Genomic DNA, 17,804 nt, shown 5'->3' with positions numbered 1-17,804 from the left:
GTTGTTGTTTTTAAAACAATCATGATGCCCAAGAATGTATTCGCGAATATCAAACCAGCCTTTAGCGCCTGCGATAACGGCACATAGCGAACCAAACAGTACCTCAAAAAGGCAATAGGTCACTTTAGCCCCTTGACGCTGGTCTGTTATTGTTTGGAAATTCTCTTTGAAGTGGTCAATATGCATGGTGTGCTCCCGAAAAAAGGGAGTATAAGATCATAGCGAGATGTTAACGTCAAATAGTGCGTCAAATTGTTCAAAAAACATTCACGATCTCGCCCTGGGTTAGGAGCAATACAATAATGATGAGGTTTATCTTGAACTAAACGCAAACCAACAGTTGCTATTTTATTATTGTAAAGCGATAAAAAACACTGGTAAGAGCAAACCGAGTTTGCATTATTATTTTAACAATGGGTGGTATGGCTAACGTTGTTAGATGCAAATTAACCCTACTTTTCACCGTCGTTCCGGCTATGCGGTTGAGCCGAAATCCAGGTGTTTATGCTTTGCGTTTATGCCTACGCCCATTAGCGTCTTAATGCTTCGCCACAACAAAGAATGAACAGTCTAACTTCACTTTACTGGCAGGCTTTAAAAAGCTAGGTCAATATTGAACAAAAGCCCAACCATTGGCAACGTAATGGGTAAAACAATGGGTGTCATGATTAATTCGTGTCGCTTACAAGCTTTCTAAGAATATTTGCCAAGTAAAAAATAACAACCACAGAAGACCAAGAGTAAAAGCGACATCTTCTTTCATCGATGAGCCAAACTCTGAGCTATTGTCACCAAAAAAGTACCCTACCGGTTTGGAATATATCACTGCCGCTAAGCATAAACCTGGTACAAGATAATACTGCACCCAATCTTCTATATAGATGCTTGTTTCATAGGCACCCGTTACAACATAACTGTGCCCATAAATCAGTAAATAGACGACGTAAGCAAGTACGAGAATAATGGCAAAATACTTAGCCCACTTCCATTTTTTTAAGTTATCAGACAACGATAAATCGAACTCGTGATTTGAATATATATTGAAAACGATCAATGGCAAAACCAGTAAACAAATGCCGAGAAAAGTACTCAAAATGCACATAACTCCAGAAATTTAACAATAAGTGACATGGTTAATGGGTTAACACTTGGGATATGGGCGACGTTTCGCGCGGACTATCCTTATTATATTTCTCTGGCACAAAACGATAATGGCCAGTTATTTTATAATCAAAAATCATATCATCGACTTCAGGGCCACGGCCAATATTATGGACAATCATAGGGTTACCTGATATTGGATTAATTTGATCTATGACTATCCCAATATGAGGTAAGTTACCTGGAAGCATCCATGTAACAATGTCTCCAACAGAGTAGTCGGTTTTATTATCACTAACGTTTAAATTTACACCATGTCTTTTAAAGAAGGTTTGTAAGTTAGGAACTCGGCGGTGATCTATATTTTTGTCTGTTGAATTTAATCCCCAAATCCTTTTCGAAGGATAAAGTGAAAAGTTAGATTTCATATCTTCATGAACGAGTTTTTGTAGATCAGTACCTAACTTACGATAAGCTCTAATTATAACGTCCGTACAGACTCCTTTGTCTTTCGGTACATCTCCATTAGGGTATGGAATCGAAAAATAAGAACCGTCATAAGTCACATGATGAGTCGTTCTTTCAATTAAGCTTGAAACAATATCTTTATTAAATTCAGAAGCATTACCGGCTGAACTTAAAAAGAAAAGAAGAAATGCAAATTTACTCATAACCATCCTTAGAATATACGCCCAATTGAGCGGAGAGAGATTGTTGGTTAAAATGCTTAACGCCAAAGTCAAAACCGTGTTTTTTCGACGCTTTGTTAAATTCTGTTTCACTACAACACCTATTTAGATGAATCTTTTACTATTTCAAGCCAATGTTCAAATGAATCAGCAGGCCAATTATTATCAATTTTTAGCCGGTCTATTGGATAGGCCTGCCTCTTAGAGCCAAACCAATTAAAATAGGAAACTGTTTCACCATTTTCATCAGGCTCTTTAGACAATGGTACATCCCACTCAAAGATATAAAATTCAGTACCTAGCGGAAAATCCGATTCTTTTGGTAAAATTCTACGCTTAAACATTACTGATACTCATTTAGAAATTTAAAGCCGCATTAAGCGAAAAAATAGTGGGTTAAAATAGAGCGAAGCCTACAGCCCACAGTTTTTAGTCCTTGTTTAACTGCTTAGTTAGGGCTTACTTGTGAGGCCCTCTTACGGTATATTTTTATATATGAGTAGAAAAATACAAACCATACAATACTAAGTATTCCTGGTGTCATAGCTTCGAGGTATGAACCTAAAGCAAGATAATATTCCCCATTTTTTGATAAAAAAACAATCGTAAAATCTCCTGGCTGATAATTGGCTGCAAACTTCTTCTTTGAGCTACATATTGCAATATCACCAGGCTTGGCATTTCTGACAATGACGTTTTCATTGGTCGATAAAATGTTAAGTTCAACTTCTAAAGAGCAAGCTTCACGACCAAAAAGATCTTCATATCCAAAATAAGACTCTATCACTTCAGCTTCGACACTTTTCGACTCTGCCGTTTGAAAAACTTCATAAACAAGCGCAGGGGTGAAAACAACCACACCAAAAAAACTAAAAAATGTCAGGGCAAAAAAACATATACCTTTAATCTTCTCCATAACAGAATTGATCCTTGGAAGCCCTAAAAGCTTATTGAAGAACTTGCTCAGTAAAGCCAGCCCCTTAACGTATTGATTAATATCATCCTACAGTTGCTATCTTACTGTTGTAAAGCGATTAAACGTTACACTGCCTATACATCACGACGTTATTAGCCATAGGCGCAGAACACAAAGATAGAGCTCGATTCAGGCTCTACAACATTACCGAAATAACGGTAGGCTTGGCCTGCTCAAGGTGCCACTTTAAGCAGGTCACTTTTATCTGCAAACATAACAATGATATGGTTAACTTGAACACAACAAAAGTTCATCACACGCTATCACGTATCAACCCAAGGAAACCACATGAATACACCACAAGGTTTTAACATACTGTCCACCAGCATATTAATATGTTGTTTGTTTTTCAGCGTGGGAGTGAATAGTGCAGAAAGTACGGCGAATATCGACACCAGTAAACTGGGGGATATAAAAGCGGTAAAGTTTAATACCCCACAAGTGATGACCTCGGGTTTACCCACAGAGCAGCAATTTGAACAACTTGCTCAAGCGGGTATTAAAACCGTGATAAACCTGATCCCTAACGACAATCCAAATGCATTACCCAATGAGCAGCAAATCGTCACTCAACTTGGCATGAACTATCACAATATTAGCGTTGATTGGCAAAATCCTACACAAGAAAACCTAGCGCAGTTTTATAGCCTGATGCAGCAAAATGGCGATGCACCAGTGCTAGTACATTGCGCCGCTAATTACCGTGCCTCTGCATTTTATTATTTATACCAGGCCAGCCAAAACACAGCGCCGTCAATGGCCGAGGCACTGACGCCCTGGGGCGATTTACAACAAAGCTTTGCAGAATACCCACAGTGGCAGCAACTTATTGAAGAAACAACGCAGCAATATCAAACCCAATAGCCAGACTGAAAAAACCAAAGCAAGAGCTGGCACTCTCCTAGTAACGCTTAAAAACCGAGTTATAAGCACTCGAGGAGGATGGCTTAAAGCGATACCCTTGCCTGTATCTGTATCTGTATCTGTATCTGGCCGGTGCCATTGCCAGTGCAAATAACGTTATCTACTGCGGCGTACCAGCACCGTTCAAATCCATTTTATACAAAGGTGCAGGGATCATCTCTGAGGTGATATAAATGCTCTGGCCATCTTGACTAAATCCTACCGCTTCAGCTTGCTTTATTGCTGGCAGAGTAATCTCTAGTGGCGTTGTTGAAAACAAGCTTAACCAATCACCGGGTTGAGTGCGGCTAAAATAAAACGCGTGGGTGTAGGTTAAAACGACCGCCGATAACCCATCAGCAGAGATATCCATCGCGGTGGGCTTTCCGGCAAACCCTGCCCAGGTATAAATACTGACATAATCGAGCACGGCTGTAGGTAAAGGTGCAATTTCACCGAGTCTTTTAGCTTGTTTATTCATAACTTGAGCAGGTGAATTATTTGAGCCACTTTGTACTGACGGAGCCATTAAAGGTAGCTCGTATAATATTGGCAGCGTATCGCGTTTGGTTAATAGCAGTATTTTACCCTTTACACTGTCCACCGCGACTGACTCACAATCGTGAGCCCCATCTGGGTAAGTAAATGTCATGCTCCAAACGGGTTGGGCCGACAGGTTATTTTGGCCATTGAGCAGGCTTAAATCAGGTTCTTTGATCAAATGTAACTGATACTGCGATCGTTTCGCCTGGTTATCACCCACATCGGCGATCAATAAATACGATTCGCCTTCATAAACAAACGAGGCGATATCTTCCCAATCGGTATTCTTTACACCAGTAATATTGAGTGTGGCTAATTGCTGCCCCTGGGTATCGATAGCAAAAATCCTTGCGGTATCACCACTGTCGTTGTGCACCCACAATATTTGATCATTAATCCGCGATACCGCTAATCCACTTGCTTCGTCAATAGACGGCGCTGTAATGCTGCCCGCCTGGCTCATGCCTGTTGGCATCGCACAAGCACTGGTTGATAACGCTAAGATTAAATAGAAAAAAACAGAAATACGCTTAAACATAATGATGAGTTACTCGAGCAGCCGCTGGCAAAAAGTAGAGGTATGTTGGGTATATTAACAATATTGAGTTGAAAAAGATTGATAAAACATATCATTCGATAATCGCTCACATGACAGTAAATGGAATAAAAAAGGCCACTTTCTTTGTTCCGAAGAAAGTGGCCATGCACGTTTTTAGTGATTGAAATGATGAGTAAAAACCACTAAAAACCAGTACTCGTTTTAATCTTAGCTTACTAGAGCATTAATACTCATAGCTAAACTGTAAAGTGTATTCTGTGCCAGGGTCTTTTGCATACACTTGGTAGTCTTGCTGCTCGTACTCGGTTGTTTCACCTAAAATATTTTGGGCTTTCAATTTCACCGTGGTGCTGGTTGTTGGGAAGAATGTATAGGTAAAGTCCAGGCTATGAAATGGCTTTTCATATACGTCATCTAAGCCGCCACGTCCGCCATAAGCAATGCGTTCACCAAACACGTTATACACCAAGGTAGCACTGTGATAACTGTCTGATGAGTCGTAGCTCAATTGCACGTTAGCCACCCATTGTGAATGCCCTGTCATGCGACGAGTTTGATTTGTTGGGTCGATTTCGCCGTTAGGAGCGATATCAATCTCAGAGTCTCCTAACGTTAAGTTACCGGCAACAAAAAAGTCCTCCCAAATGCTGCCATCACTGCCGAGGAATTCAAGCTCTTGCAAAAACTCAGTTTCGACACCGTAAATGTAACCCGACTCGGCGTTATAAAACTTAAGCTGACGACCCGCTTCTGAAATACGCTGAATCGGCTCAATCGGCGCATCGACATCTTTATAAAATGCACCCACGCTGAAGTTGTTGCCCGAGTCTGAGTAGTATTCCCAACGTAAATCGAGGTTTAGAATGTCTGAGCTTTCCAACTCTGGATTACCAAAGAAATCAAAACCGGTAACGGGATCTTGAAAGCGCACAGGCGAGACTTCACGCAAGTCTGGACGCACAATGGTTTTACTCGCACCTAAACGCCATTGCGTAGTGTCGGTTTGTTTCCAGGTTAATGATAAAGATGGGAACCAACCGTCTTCGGCAATCACATAATCGGCTAAGTCGTAACGGCCGCCTTCGTCTGAAATCTCACCCTCTGGATCGATTGGCAATGTTACACGGCGAAAGTCTTCGTAACGCAAACCAGCATATAGGCGCCATACATCGTCAAAGTCGATATCCATACTGATAAATGCGGCATCGTTTTTCTCGGCAGCAATGTAATCTTCAGTATCGGTTGATGCATCTTTAAGTTCTAAATCTAGCGTGTCGTTGCTGATGTTGCTGTCTGAGAATATCTCGTCAAAATCACCGGCTAAAATGTTGCCGTTGATGTCGGTTGGGCTTAAATCAACATCTAAACCTAAACGCGTGGCATAGCTTTCGCGGGTGCGCTCAAAGTACTCATAGCCAGCGGTAAGCTTAACAATTGCATCATCGAGATTGATTGGGTAACTGAAATCCCAACCGTAGTTCGTGCTGTCGTCGTTGAGGCGACTATAAACGTATTTTGGCGCATCTTGAGTATTAAGATTACGCGACAAAAGCTCGTTGTTGTCGTCTAACACTACGTTATAAGTGTACGACACTTCATTAGGGGCATAACGCTCAGAGCGGGCGTCAGAATACTTCCAGTTAAACTCGGCATCATTTAAGTCTTCAATAAAATGATGGCCTTTAATCTGGTTACTGATCAGCGATCGCTCTTCATAATCGATATTATAAACTTGCAACGCATTTGGCTCACCAAGAGTATCGATGGTTTCTTCAATCCCCAGCGACACATCATCTGAGGTGTCTTGCAGGTAAGTGGTGAAGGTTTCGATTTTGTGGTTGTAGCCAATTTCTAATCCTAGGTTAAGCATGCCCGACACTTGCACAATCGAGTCGGTGCCCACGGTGTCTTTTTGGTTTTCAATTTGAACCTGGTTGCTGTCGCCGTCTAACTCAACTTCACGTTTGGTGTAGTTTTCAGCTTGTGTTTTATAAGACACTGCCGACAAAGCACCAAAAATAATGTCGTCGCTAATGTCCCAACGATCGCCAATGGCAATGTCGCCACGCAAGGCAGGATCAGTACTTTGATTTTGTATCGTCATATCGCGATATAAGCCTAGGGCCAGGTCGCGGTTAATTTTTTGTGCTGCAGGGTAGTTAATCGACCCGTTTGAGCCACTTACGATATCAATTGGGCTAATGCCACCATATTGATTAATGGTGTCATTAATGGTGCTCGGCATATTGCGGGTGCCGTCATCCTGGCCGGTCCAATCATTGCCACCGCCATTGTAAGTGTAGCTGTCGTCTGAGTCGTTAGTATTGTAACGGCCGCCCACTGAGGCTTTAAAAAAGAAGTCTGACGGAATAGATTTAGTGCGAATATCGACATGTCCGCCACCAAATGCGGCAGGCGAATTAGCTGACGCTGATTTTTGCACCGACAAAGATTCGATGATAGATGCAGGGAACATATCTAAAGGCACAACATTGCGTGTTGGGTCTGGCGAGGGCACGGTAGCCCCGTTTAATGAGGTGCTTGAATAGCGCTCACCTAAACCACGCACATAAATAAACTTGCCATCTTTAAGGGTTAAACCGGTCACACGACGCAGCGCGGCGGCTGCGTCACCGTCACCAGTTCTTGAAATTTGTTCTGAGCCCATAATATCGGCTACAGCAATTTGTTCACGACGTTCTTCAGTGGCTTCTGATGCTGAGCTGCGTAAACGCCCGGTCACTGAAATAACTTCTATCGGTTCAATTGGAATCACTTCACCAGGGTCACGAACAGGCGCTGGTTCTTGCGAGTATACGGGGGTAGCTGTTAATAACGTTGCCGCAGAAATCACAGAGAGAATGGCAAGGCTTAACTTATTAACGGTAAAACTCGGCTTGGTTTTCATACTTATACTATCCTGTATGCGGTTCAGAGATAGCCGCCCTTGCGAGCGGCTATTAATAGGTCACTGATTACTTAATCAAGGTGATTACTGTGGCTCAAAAGCCCAACCTTGACGCCAGTCAGTCTGGCCATCGAATGCACCAATAAAGTTGGTTGATTCGAAGAAGCTATCATCAATGCTTAAGTCCTTACCTGTACCAAGTAGCGTTGTATCGCTTGCTGCTGGCATGCCATCGGTAATGCTCACCACTGAAGTTGAGTTACCTTCTTGGCCCATAAACCAGGTTTCTGTGCTTATTGCGGTAGTACCTGAGGTTTTAAATGGCTCATTGCAATCAATGATTGAGTGAGTCATCACTAGCGAACCGTCATTAACGTTATCCACTAGACTCGATACCGAACCGTCAAGCTCTAAACACTCGCCTGATTCAGTCTCTGCAGTGCTGCCTTTACGACCTTGTACCAGTATGTTGTAAAGCTCACCTGCTGTACCGACACGCAGTAAGATACCTTCGCCGTTGTCGCCGCTAGCATTTGGCATATCAACACCCGGTAAAATCGTGAAGTTAGCCAGCTTTGGTGCTGACACCGGTGTTGCCGCTGCGCCTGAGCTATTGCTGTCTGCTTCGATACCACGGTTTGCGTTGCCATCTTCATGGGTGATGTACACAAACTGTGCCTTACCGGTCCAACCGTTAGTCCAATCTAATGAATCGTCAAAGTTTTCAGTTAGGTAAACATATTTTAAGTTAACTGCACCGCCCCAAAACTCTACGCCATCATCGCCATTAGCATGCACTTGAATGTGGTCAACTTGCGTACCACTGCCCACTGCTGCAAACGAGATACCGTTCATTTCTTGTGTATCGTTCACTTTAAAGCCGGCATACTTAACAACAACGTAGCTGATTTGGCCGCTGTTATCGGCATTGTCGTTACCACCATAAGGGAAGTCACCGACCTCAAACGAAGCATCACATGCGTTTTTATCTGGGCATGTGTTAGTTAAGCCTTTACCTAAAATAACCAAACCACCCCATTGACCACGGTCAGCGGTTGCACCGGCAATCACATCTTCTTCAGACGTCATCACAATAGGATAGTCAGCACTACCTTGAGCCATAATTTTAGACCCACGGCTTACGGCAATATAGCTGTTAGAAGTAGCAAATAACTTAGCACCAGCTTGAATAGCAAGGGTTGCTGATGTGCCTTTATCGGTACCGACAAGCACTGCGCCGCCATCAATTTTGTACATTACGTTTTGGCCCGCAAGCAGTGTGGTGTTGCTTAACACGTTGCCTTCAAGCGTACAGATTAAGGTCACAGATGAATCTTTATATAAACCTGCTACCGCGTCAGAGGCCGTTGTACCCACAGGGCAAGACGTCATCACAGGGAGCTCGGCAGGAGTAGTATCAACATCGTCATGAATGGCGGTAGTCCAACCCGCTGTCCAGTCATTTGTGCCATCAAAAGCACCGATATAGTTGGCGTTATCCAAGCGTGCATCAACGTTGCTTAAGTCAGCTTTGCCGCCCGTTAATGCAACCGAAGATGAGTTAGGCATGTAGTCAGTTAGATCAGAGGCACCCACTAGGTTACCATCCTGGCCGTTAAACCAGGCTTCAACATCTAATGCCAACGTCGTGCCAGCTGCAGCGTCGACTTTGGCATTTTTAAAGGGTTCAACACAGTCAATTAAGCTGTTTTGCATGGTTAACTCTGCGGTATTAGCATTGCTAACGGTGGCATCGTCGTTCACTTCTAAACATTCACCAGAATCTACATCGCCTTTAACTAACACGTTATAAGCGTGAGCGCCTGTGCCTTTACGGAATAAAATACCTTCAGCATCGTCACCGCCGCTATTGGTACCGTTAGCCACTTGAATGGTGATGTTAGCTAATGCAGGTTGCGACATAGGTGATGCTGCGGCATCGCTGTTGCTGTCTGCTTCAATACCACGGTTAGACGCATTATCTGCCAGACGAATATAAACGTGCTGTGCACTACCTTGCCAACCGTTGGTCCAATCTAACGAGTCATCAAAGTTTTCGGTCAGTACCACATTAGAAACCGATACATTACCGCCCCAAAACTCAAGGCCGTCATCGTTATTCATGTGAACTTGTACGTGATCAACTTCAGTACCCGCACCGACACCCGCAAAGCTGATGCCATTCATTTCCTGGGTATCATTGATTTTAAATCCACCAAATTCGATACGTACATATTTGATTGAACCAGAGTTATCTTCGGTGTCATCACCGCCGTAACTGTGATTGCCCACTTCAAATGATGCCGCACAATTGGTTAAATCTGGACAGGTATTCACTGGTGCATTACCCAATAATACTAAGCCGCCCCATTGACCAGCCTCGCCCTCTTCACCTAAACCTGCTTCAACCGAGGTAAACACGATAGGTGCAGTGGCGGTGCCTTCGGCCATGATTTTTGAACCACGGCTAATCACTAAATATGAGTCGCTGCCACCTAATAGTTTAGTGCCAGGTAAAATCGATAATTCAACTGAGTTTGCATTGTCGCCACCCGCAACAACTGCGCCGTCTAATTGCCATACCACGTCGTTACCTAACACAATTTTGTCGCCATCTTGGCCGCCAGTGCTAATGGTTGATGCTGCTGTAGAAGGCGCGAGTGTGCCTTTTAATACCCAAACTTCTTTTCCATCAACCGTTGTCGCGCTTTTTGTCGCAAAGCCACTGTAAGATAATTCTTGAGCACTCTGGGTTGGTGTTGTTGGCGTAGTTGGTGTGGTAGGTGTTGTGGTTTCATTTCCAGTGCTGATATTGATATCACCACCACAACCCGCTAGACCTAGCGTGGCAGCAAGCGCTGTAGAAAGAGCAGTCAGTTTAAAAATATTTTTCAGTTCCATTGTCATCTCCGAAGACGGACGTAAGCGTATGAGTTAGTTGGCTGGATGACAAGCTAACGTGCAAAAATGACAAAAAGACTGCGTAAAAATGACAGTAACATTTCAATAACATTGCAGAAATATGCAAATCCAATGAACATGCGGCTTAGAAGGGATTTATGGCTGAATAAAATCTTAACAAAAAAGACTAAATAATAACGTTACTTGAATATTGGCAACACAAAACGGTTCACATCACAGCTGCGTAAAGAACCCATAAACCAAATACTAAGGCGACGAGCCCTGCTGGCTTAAACCAGCTTACGCAATGTTTTGCGGCCGTTACGGCAAATTTTTTATGGTGTTTTTCTGTCATAAAAACTAACACAATAGCAACTATAAACAACAGGTTACCAATAAACTCAAATACAAGTGGGTACGCAGTGTTGTGTGCGTCTAATAACAAGGCTGCACCAATAGCTAAGCGCGAGAGGATTTCAAAATAATGGAAGTAGCGTTTGCGACTAAAGACAATAATCGCATCAGCAAATGCGACTGGTTTAAGGAGCATAAACAATCCGAAACAACAGATGCTAATGCCCCAAATACTGATTAATATGGCCATGTTAAGCCTGTAAAATAATGCTCATACAATATATTAGCACCGAAAAAATGTAATAAAAATGTTAATCTCTATAAGTGAATTTTGACTACGAGACTTAATTGACCCGTTTGTTCGATTAGGTTGCTAAATAAGTTATTTATAAGTCAATATCACTAGCAGAATACGTTAAAAATCCACAGAGAACATCAGCGGTTATATTCACAAAACTCTTAATTAAGTTAAACAGCAACTCACTGACAAGGTATGAATAAATATTAATAAATGCTCATAAAACCAGTTTAGGCTAATTTAATGCTAAAATAGCCATAATATACAGCCTTACTTGCCTATGGAGTGCCAATATGCCACCAGATATTATTATATTAGGAATATCAATCCTTATTGCAATCGGCATTTTACTCCATCACCCATCGAAAACACTGGGCTTACCGTCATTATTGATTTTTATGGGCGTTGGCCTGGCTTTTGGTAATGGTGAATTTGGTTTTGTTTACGACAATCTTCAACTCACATCTGCAATAGGTACCGTTGCACTCAACACCATTGTGTTTGTGGGCGGCCTCAATACGCCAATGAAACACATTCACTTTGCCTGGAAAGAAGGCGGCATGTTGTCGAGCGCTGGCGTTATTCTCACAACCGTTATTTTTGGCTTTATATTGAATGCGTTACTCGATTTTAATCTCATTACTTGCATGCTGTTTGCTGCAGTAGTGTCATCAACCGATGCAGCGGCGGTATTTTCAATTTTAGAATCTAAAAAGCTTAAGTTAAAACACGGCACTGGCACTATTTTAGAATTCGAATCGGCCACAAATGATCCCATCGCCCTGCTCATGGTTATCATGCTCACCGACTTTATTATCAATAGCGCTAACGGCACGCCAACGGCGTTATCTATCGCCACAAGCTTAGGGCAACAAATTGGTGTCGGCGCGGTCATCGGCTTATTAATGGGTAAATTGTCGGTTTGGGCACTAAACAATATCAAACTGCCAGAATTTGGACTTATCCCGGTGTTTATTCTGGCGACATTTGCTATTACCGTTTCCAGCACTGAAATTTTAGGCGGTAACGAGTTAATTGCGGTGTACATTGCTGGGGTCATTATTGGTAACTATTTAAAGAAAGGGGCTGAAGTCAGTAAGCATTTCTTTAATGGTATATCCTGGCTAGCACAGTCATTAATGTTTATTATCTTAGGCTTACAGATATTCCCTCAACAATTAATGCCGGTATTTACTATCTCATTATTGCCCGCAGTACTGCTTATTATGGTCGCTAGGCCATTAGCGGTGCAGTTATGTTACTTACCTTTTAGGCAAGCAAGTTGGCGTAAACGCTTATTTGTATCAATGATTGGATTGAAAGGGGCGACACCGATTGTATTTGCACTTATCCCAGCCGCCGCTGGAGTTGAAGGCTCACGAGAAATGATCCACATGGTGTTTTTCATCGTGCTGATTTCGGTCATTGTTCAAGGAGCAGCCATTGAACCGTTGGCGAATAAATTGAAGTTAAACTTACAACCTAAAAAGCCTGATTTATAAAAATGATTCAATGCCCCATAGCAATGAGGCATTGAATCATTTTCAGTATCTTTGTTATTTGTTATTTTACCGTGATTCTCTCGACTGATTTCTCAGGTTGATGGATCACATAATCTAACTGTACTTGTAGGCCTTTAAACCCAGTTGCAGAAGGTTGATACTTCCATTGCTTAAGGGCTTCAACAGCCGAAGTATCAAACACTCCTTTAGGTGAAGCCTTAATCACATTCACATTAGCTACACTGCCTGTTGGGTTAATATCAAACGACATTTGTACGTAACCATTTACTCCTTCTTTAGCAGCATTAACCGGATAAGTAGGCTCAATTCTAATGACGGGTAACGCCATGTCGCTCGTTGTATTGGCAATATTCACTTGGCCACCGGCATGGACTTGTTGATTAAACATAAAGGCACCAACACCAATAGCGAATGTCATGCTAATCAACGCTAAGGTGCTTTTTCCGTGTTGCTTTTTCATCTGTAAGATCCTCTCTTTTAAGATAGTTTTATCCCCATAATGGGTGTGTAACATGCTTAATGGTGCATGTTGTGAATAGGCCAATAACGTGTTGCTATAGGCAATTTTAGAATGGGCTTCCATGTGAGCTGTCACTTGCGCATCACAAGACAATTCTTGATCGTGTCTAAATCGACGGTATGCCAACCACATCAATGGATTAAACCAAAACAGCACCGTCAAACCATAAGCCAAAATATTGCTCCACACATCACCACGTTGATAATGATAAACCTCGTGTTGAAGAATGGCTTGCTGCTGGCTTTCATCGAGTAATGTAAAGCTCGTTGGCACTAAAATACTCGGAGCAATCACTCCTGCTAGCATTGGTGATTCGATATCTGGATGGACTAATACGCTAAGCTTTACTGAAGGAATATCTAGCTGACGTCCACGCTCGATTAACCGTTGCAGGTAGCCGTATTCCATCACGATATTAGCGACTAAAAACGTGATAACGATACCGTAGAGATATGGCAGATATAACAGGTCAAATAAGCCTGCCGACAATGCAACCGTGTCGGTCGCAAACACAAAGTATTGCTGCATGATTATCGACGTGTTATTACTGGAAAATCCGTTAAAAATCGAGGGCAATAGCATTTGTAATACGTCGGCAAACACGAAAACTGGCACTATGATCCACATAAAATAGGTGTAGTGTGCGCCTAGTTTAGACAGTAAAAGGCGGTGCGAAACCAATAACACTATACACACTACACTCAGTGAAATGGTTTGTTCCATAAACCAATTAATCATCACTTTTGCTCCTTTTTCCAGTCATCAAGTAAGGTTTGCAGTTCAGCAACATCGTCAGCAGACAACTTATTTTTTTGCGCAAAACCAGCCACCAGTGGGGTTAACTTGCCCGCAAACATGCGCTCAACAAACGACAGAGATTCTTTCAGCGTATAGTCTTGCTCGGCAATTAATGGTGAGTAATGGTAAACCCGACCTTGTTTTTCAAAGCTCACAGCTTGTTTTTTAACTAAGCGATTGAGCAAGGTTTTAACCGTTTTTTCATGCATATCGTGACTATGCTCTAAGGCATCCACAATCTCACTTGAGGTCAATGGCGACTGCAGCCAAAGCTGCTGCAACACGACTAATTCACTATTACTGATTTCTTTCATGCTATATCGCTCATTTGTTGTTAGAACTTGTTAGGTCACGAATGGATTACAGATGTAATCAATTCGTGTAAATTACAACTGTAATCTTAAATAAGCAAGGTTTATTTTTAAGCAATTTAAGAATAAAAATGAAAAAAGCCTAATCAGATGACTAGGCTTTAGATTGAAATGTTATTGAGCTAATTAGCTTTGTTTCGTTGATAACTTATCTCGATACAACCACTGATAAACCGTCGGCAACACCAGTAAAGTCAAAGCAGTTGAGCTAAACAAGCCGCCAATGATCACCACCGCTAATGGTTGTTGAATTTCACTGCCCACACCAGATGATAACAAGATAGGTATCAGCCCCAATGCAGAGGTGAGTGCTGTCATTAACACCGGACGTAACCGCCCTACCGTACCTTGATAAACACTGTCGTACAGACTTTCATCTGATGATTGTCTGCGCTGGTTAATCGAGTCCACCAGCACCACACCATTCAACACAGCAACACCAAACAAGGTGATAAAGCCGATTGAACTAGGCACCGACAAATAGGTGCCAGTGGCATATAAAGCCACTACGCCGCCGATTAATGCTAATGGCACGTTAGCCATAATCAATGCCACCTGTTTGAGTGACCCAAACGAGAAATACAACAATAAACCAATAAGTGCGATAGAAATGGGCACCACCAACATTAGCTTTTGTTGCGCCCGTTGCTGGTTTTCATATTGGCCGCCCACCACAACCGTATAGCCAGCAGGTAAGTCAGCTTGTGGCACTATGGCATAAATATCGTTGACCACCGAGCCCATGTCCCGCCCCGATACGTTGGCTTGCACCACCACTCGGCGCTGTACATCGTCACGACGAATATTCGGCGGCGCCATTTCAATCACCACATCAGCAAGATCGCCCAAGCGCACAATCGCGCCATTAGCACCACTGAGTAGCAAATCTTCAATCGCATCTGGCGCATTACGATATTGCGCCGCTAATCGCAGGTTAATGTCATAACGGGCATTGCCATCAATCACTTGGCCAGCACTGGCACCACCAATACCTTGAGTGACTAAACTCATGACTTCATCGACGCTAATACCATAGCGAGCGAGTACTTCACGTTTAGGCCGCACCACTAACTGAGCTTCACCGCTGACTTGTTCTAGCGACACATCAACCGCGCCAGGAATGGCAGCGACTAAATCGGTTAACACCTGACCTTTTTCCGACAAGATGCTTAAATCTGGACCAAATATCTTAATCGCTAACTGCGCTTTAACGCCCGATAACAACTCATCGACTCGAGTCGCTATCGGTTGTGAAAAGGTTAACAACAATCCTGGAAATATCGAAAGCCGTTGCTCCATCAAACGCTGTAGCTCAAAGCGATCACTTGCCGATGTCCATTGCTCTATCGGCTTAAGACCAATATATATTTCAATATTACTCACAGGTTCAGGGTCGCCGCCAAGTTCTGGTGCCCCTATTCGACTTAACGCATATTCCACCTCGGGAAACTCAAGCAGCATGGCTTCAATTTTAGGCGCAACGTTAACCGAAGTAGCCAAACTGGCTGTAGGCGCCAGTGTCACCCGTAAGTTGATGGTGCCCTCTTCTAATTCAGGCACAAATTCAGTGCCAAGTTTTGGTAATAACAGCATGCTTGCAGCAAACAAAACAACTGCCGCTAACATCACCGATTTAGGGCTTGATAGTACCAGTGTCAGTACTCGTCGATAGACTGCGTCAATGGGGGCCAACACCTTGCTTTGACGCACCACAATACCGCGTTTAAATAGAAATACCGCCAATGCAGGCACCGCAAATAACGCCACCACTAATGCCGCCATCATGGCGAGAATAATACTCACGGCCATGGGTTGAAATAATTTACCCTCTACACCTTCTAGGGCAAATAACGGCATAAATACTACGATGATAATCGCTGTTGCAAAGAAGATAGGGCTGCACACCTCTTTTGCCGCCAGCATGATCCTAATCGCCATGCTTTGGGTTGCAGATTCTGACTCACTATCTACATCGCTATCTACATCACTATCAACATGAGCTTCAGTAGATTGGTTGGTGCCAGTTTCGCCGCTAACATGTTTAAAGATGTTTTCGACCATCACCACTGAACCATCAACGAGCATACCGATCGCGACAGCAAGACCACCTAAAGACATTAAGTTAGCCGACATGCCGTAGTAAGACATGATCAATAACGCGATCCCGATCGACACTGGGATCGACAGTAATACCAACAATGTCGCCCGTATATTGACCAGAAACAACGCCAAAATAATCACGATAAACCCAAAGGCCATCACTAGCGCTTCAACCACAGTAGTGACCGCTTTATCGACTAAATCCGCCTGGTCGTAAAACACCTCAAATGACACTCCTTTTGGCAAGGATTGCTCAATTAAACTAATACGTGAATTGATGTCATCAATAGTGGCTTTGGTATTGGCGCCCATGCGTTTAAGCACAACGCCAGCAACCACGTCACCCAGCGCTTGTACATCGGACGACGAGCCATTAGCCGCTACTTGCCTACGCGACATGGTCACTGCACCGACTCTTATTTCGCTACCAAAAGCCACATTAGCAATGTCGGCCACTCGTATTGGCGTGCCATTGATTTCGGTTAACGGAATGTCGGCAATGGCCTGTAAACCAGCGTCGCCAGCGGGCAACAAACCATAACCACGAACCACTAATTGCTCCTGGCCTTGGTCCATAAACCAACCACCAGCATTACGGTTATTACTTTCCAATGCTTGGCTAACTTGGGTCAGCGACAAGCCATAACTGCGCAGTTTATTAGGATCAACTTGCACTTGGTATTGCAACACCTCGCCGCCAAACGACAGCACCTCAGTCACCCCACTCACCGGCATTAATATCAACTTCACTAAATAGTCATTTAAGCTCCGCAGCTCAGATGCGCTGATATTGGTTTCGGGTTCAGCACGTAAAATGTATTGATAAATTTGCCCTAAACCAGAGGTATTCGGGCCAATTTCAGGGTTACCGACACCCGCAGGAATCGACTCTTTTGCAGCTTGCAGTTGTTCAAACACTTGCTGACGTGCAAAATAAATATCGGTTCCTTCGGCAAACACCACGGTCACTAACGATAAACCCGTACGCGATAATGAACGCACCTCGGTCACCGCCGGTAATGCATACATTGCCGATTCGACAGGATAGCTGATCAGCTTCTCGACCTCTTCTGCCGCCAAACCTTCCGCTTCAGTATTAATGGTCACCTGCACATTAGTGACATCCGGAAACGCATCTAAATTTAGTTTTGGTAACATGAATACCGACGCCACCACAGTGGCTAGTAATCCAAGTAACACCAATAACCGCTTTTCAACGGCAATCTCAATTAATTTATATAACATAATGATGCCTTAGCG

The 17,804-nt window shown here is 43.2% G+C and carries 14 protein-coding genes; 2 read left to right on the top strand and 12 right to left on the bottom strand.

Annotation, left to right across the window (positions count from 1 at the left end; translation table 11 throughout):
* The 5 genes from ACROAE_RS09690 to ACROAE_RS09670 form a co-directional block, all read right to left on the bottom strand.
* On the bottom strand, positions 1–186 hold a 186-nt coding region (locus tag ACROAE_RS09690; RefSeq protein ID WP_432401165.1), incomplete at its 3' end, for a transposase family protein.
* Positions 187–682: 496 nt separating this feature from the next.
* Positions 683–1,009, bottom strand: coding sequence for a hypothetical protein (locus ACROAE_RS09685; RefSeq protein WP_432401163.1), 327 nt, complete (start codon positions 1,007–1,009; stop codon positions 683–685).
* Between the two features lie 124 nt (positions 1,010–1,133).
* Complete coding sequence (locus ACROAE_RS09680) at positions 1,134–1,772, bottom strand: DUF1287 domain-containing protein (RefSeq protein WP_432401161.1); 639 nt, start codon at positions 1,770–1,772, stop codon at positions 1,134–1,136.
* Between the two features lie 119 nt (positions 1,773–1,891).
* The gene (locus ACROAE_RS09675; RefSeq protein WP_432401159.1) at positions 1,892–2,134 is read right to left on the bottom strand and encodes a hypothetical protein; all 243 of its coding nucleotides are present in this window, start codon (positions 2,132–2,134) and stop codon (positions 1,892–1,894) included.
* A 104-nt stretch (positions 2,135–2,238) separates the two neighbouring features.
* Positions 2,239–2,706, bottom strand: a complete 468-nt coding sequence (locus ACROAE_RS09670) for a hypothetical protein (protein WP_432401157.1) — start codon at positions 2,704–2,706, stop codon at positions 2,239–2,241.
* 348 nt (positions 2,707–3,054) lie between these two features.
* Between ACROAE_RS09670 and ACROAE_RS09665 the strand changes: the two genes are divergently transcribed.
* Complete coding sequence (locus ACROAE_RS09665; protein ID WP_432401155.1) at positions 3,055–3,630, top strand: protein tyrosine phosphatase family protein; 576 nt, start codon at positions 3,055–3,057, stop codon at positions 3,628–3,630.
* Between the two features lie 160 nt (positions 3,631–3,790).
* Here the strand turns inward: ACROAE_RS09665 and ACROAE_RS09660 are convergent, their stop codons facing one another.
* The 4 genes from ACROAE_RS09660 to ACROAE_RS09645 form a co-directional block, all read right to left on the bottom strand.
* The gene (locus ACROAE_RS09660) at positions 3,791–4,750 is read right to left on the bottom strand and encodes a hypothetical protein (RefSeq protein WP_432401153.1); all 960 of its coding nucleotides are present in this window, start codon (positions 4,748–4,750) and stop codon (positions 3,791–3,793) included.
* Between the two features lie 244 nt (positions 4,751–4,994).
* Positions 4,995–7,679 carry a TonB-dependent receptor domain-containing protein gene (locus ACROAE_RS09655; protein WP_432401151.1) on the bottom strand — a complete coding sequence of 895 codons (2,685 nt, stop codon included), beginning with the start codon at positions 7,677–7,679 and terminating at the stop codon, positions 4,995–4,997.
* 84 nt (positions 7,680–7,763) lie between these two features.
* Positions 7,764–10,580, bottom strand: coding sequence for a hypothetical protein (locus tag ACROAE_RS09650; RefSeq protein WP_432401149.1), 2,817 nt, complete (start codon positions 10,578–10,580; stop codon positions 7,764–7,766).
* Between the two features lie 229 nt (positions 10,581–10,809).
* Entirely contained in the window at positions 10,810–11,130 is a 321-nt protein-coding gene (locus ACROAE_RS09645; RefSeq protein WP_432401147.1) for a hypothetical protein, read from the bottom strand.
* 395 nt (positions 11,131–11,525) lie between these two features.
* Here ACROAE_RS09645 and ACROAE_RS09640 point away from each other — a divergent pair, with 395 nt between their 5' ends.
* Complete coding sequence (locus ACROAE_RS09640) at positions 11,526–12,734, top strand: potassium/proton antiporter (protein ID WP_432401145.1); 1,209 nt, start codon at positions 11,526–11,528, stop codon at positions 12,732–12,734.
* Between the two features lie 61 nt (positions 12,735–12,795).
* On the opposite strand, the gene ACROAE_RS09635 is transcribed toward ACROAE_RS09640, so the two are convergent.
* From ACROAE_RS09635 to ACROAE_RS09625, 3 genes are all read right to left on the bottom strand, one after another.
* Positions 12,796–14,013: a TonB family protein gene (locus ACROAE_RS09635; protein ID WP_432401143.1), complete on the bottom strand. Its 1,218-nt coding sequence runs from the start codon at positions 14,011–14,013 to the stop codon at positions 12,796–12,798.
* On the bottom strand, positions 14,013–14,387 hold the full coding sequence (locus ACROAE_RS09630; RefSeq protein ID WP_432401141.1) for a BlaI/MecI/CopY family transcriptional regulator: 375 nt from the start codon (positions 14,385–14,387) through the stop codon (positions 14,013–14,015). The genes ACROAE_RS09635 and ACROAE_RS09630 overlap by 1 nt, the downstream gene beginning before the upstream one ends.
* Positions 14,388–14,570: 183 nt before the next feature.
* Positions 14,571–17,789, bottom strand: a complete 3,219-nt coding sequence (locus ACROAE_RS09625; protein WP_432401139.1) for an efflux RND transporter permease subunit — start codon at positions 17,787–17,789, stop codon at positions 14,571–14,573.
* Positions 17,790–17,804: the final 15 nt, after the last annotated feature.

Origin of the sequence: Shewanella sp. MF05960, assembly GCF_050849305.1 — a bacterium.
Taxonomy (GTDB): domain Bacteria; phylum Pseudomonadota; class Gammaproteobacteria; order Enterobacterales; family Shewanellaceae; genus Shewanella.
Note: the sequence above shows the minus strand (reverse complement) of the source record. Positions and strands in the feature narration are given on the sequence as shown.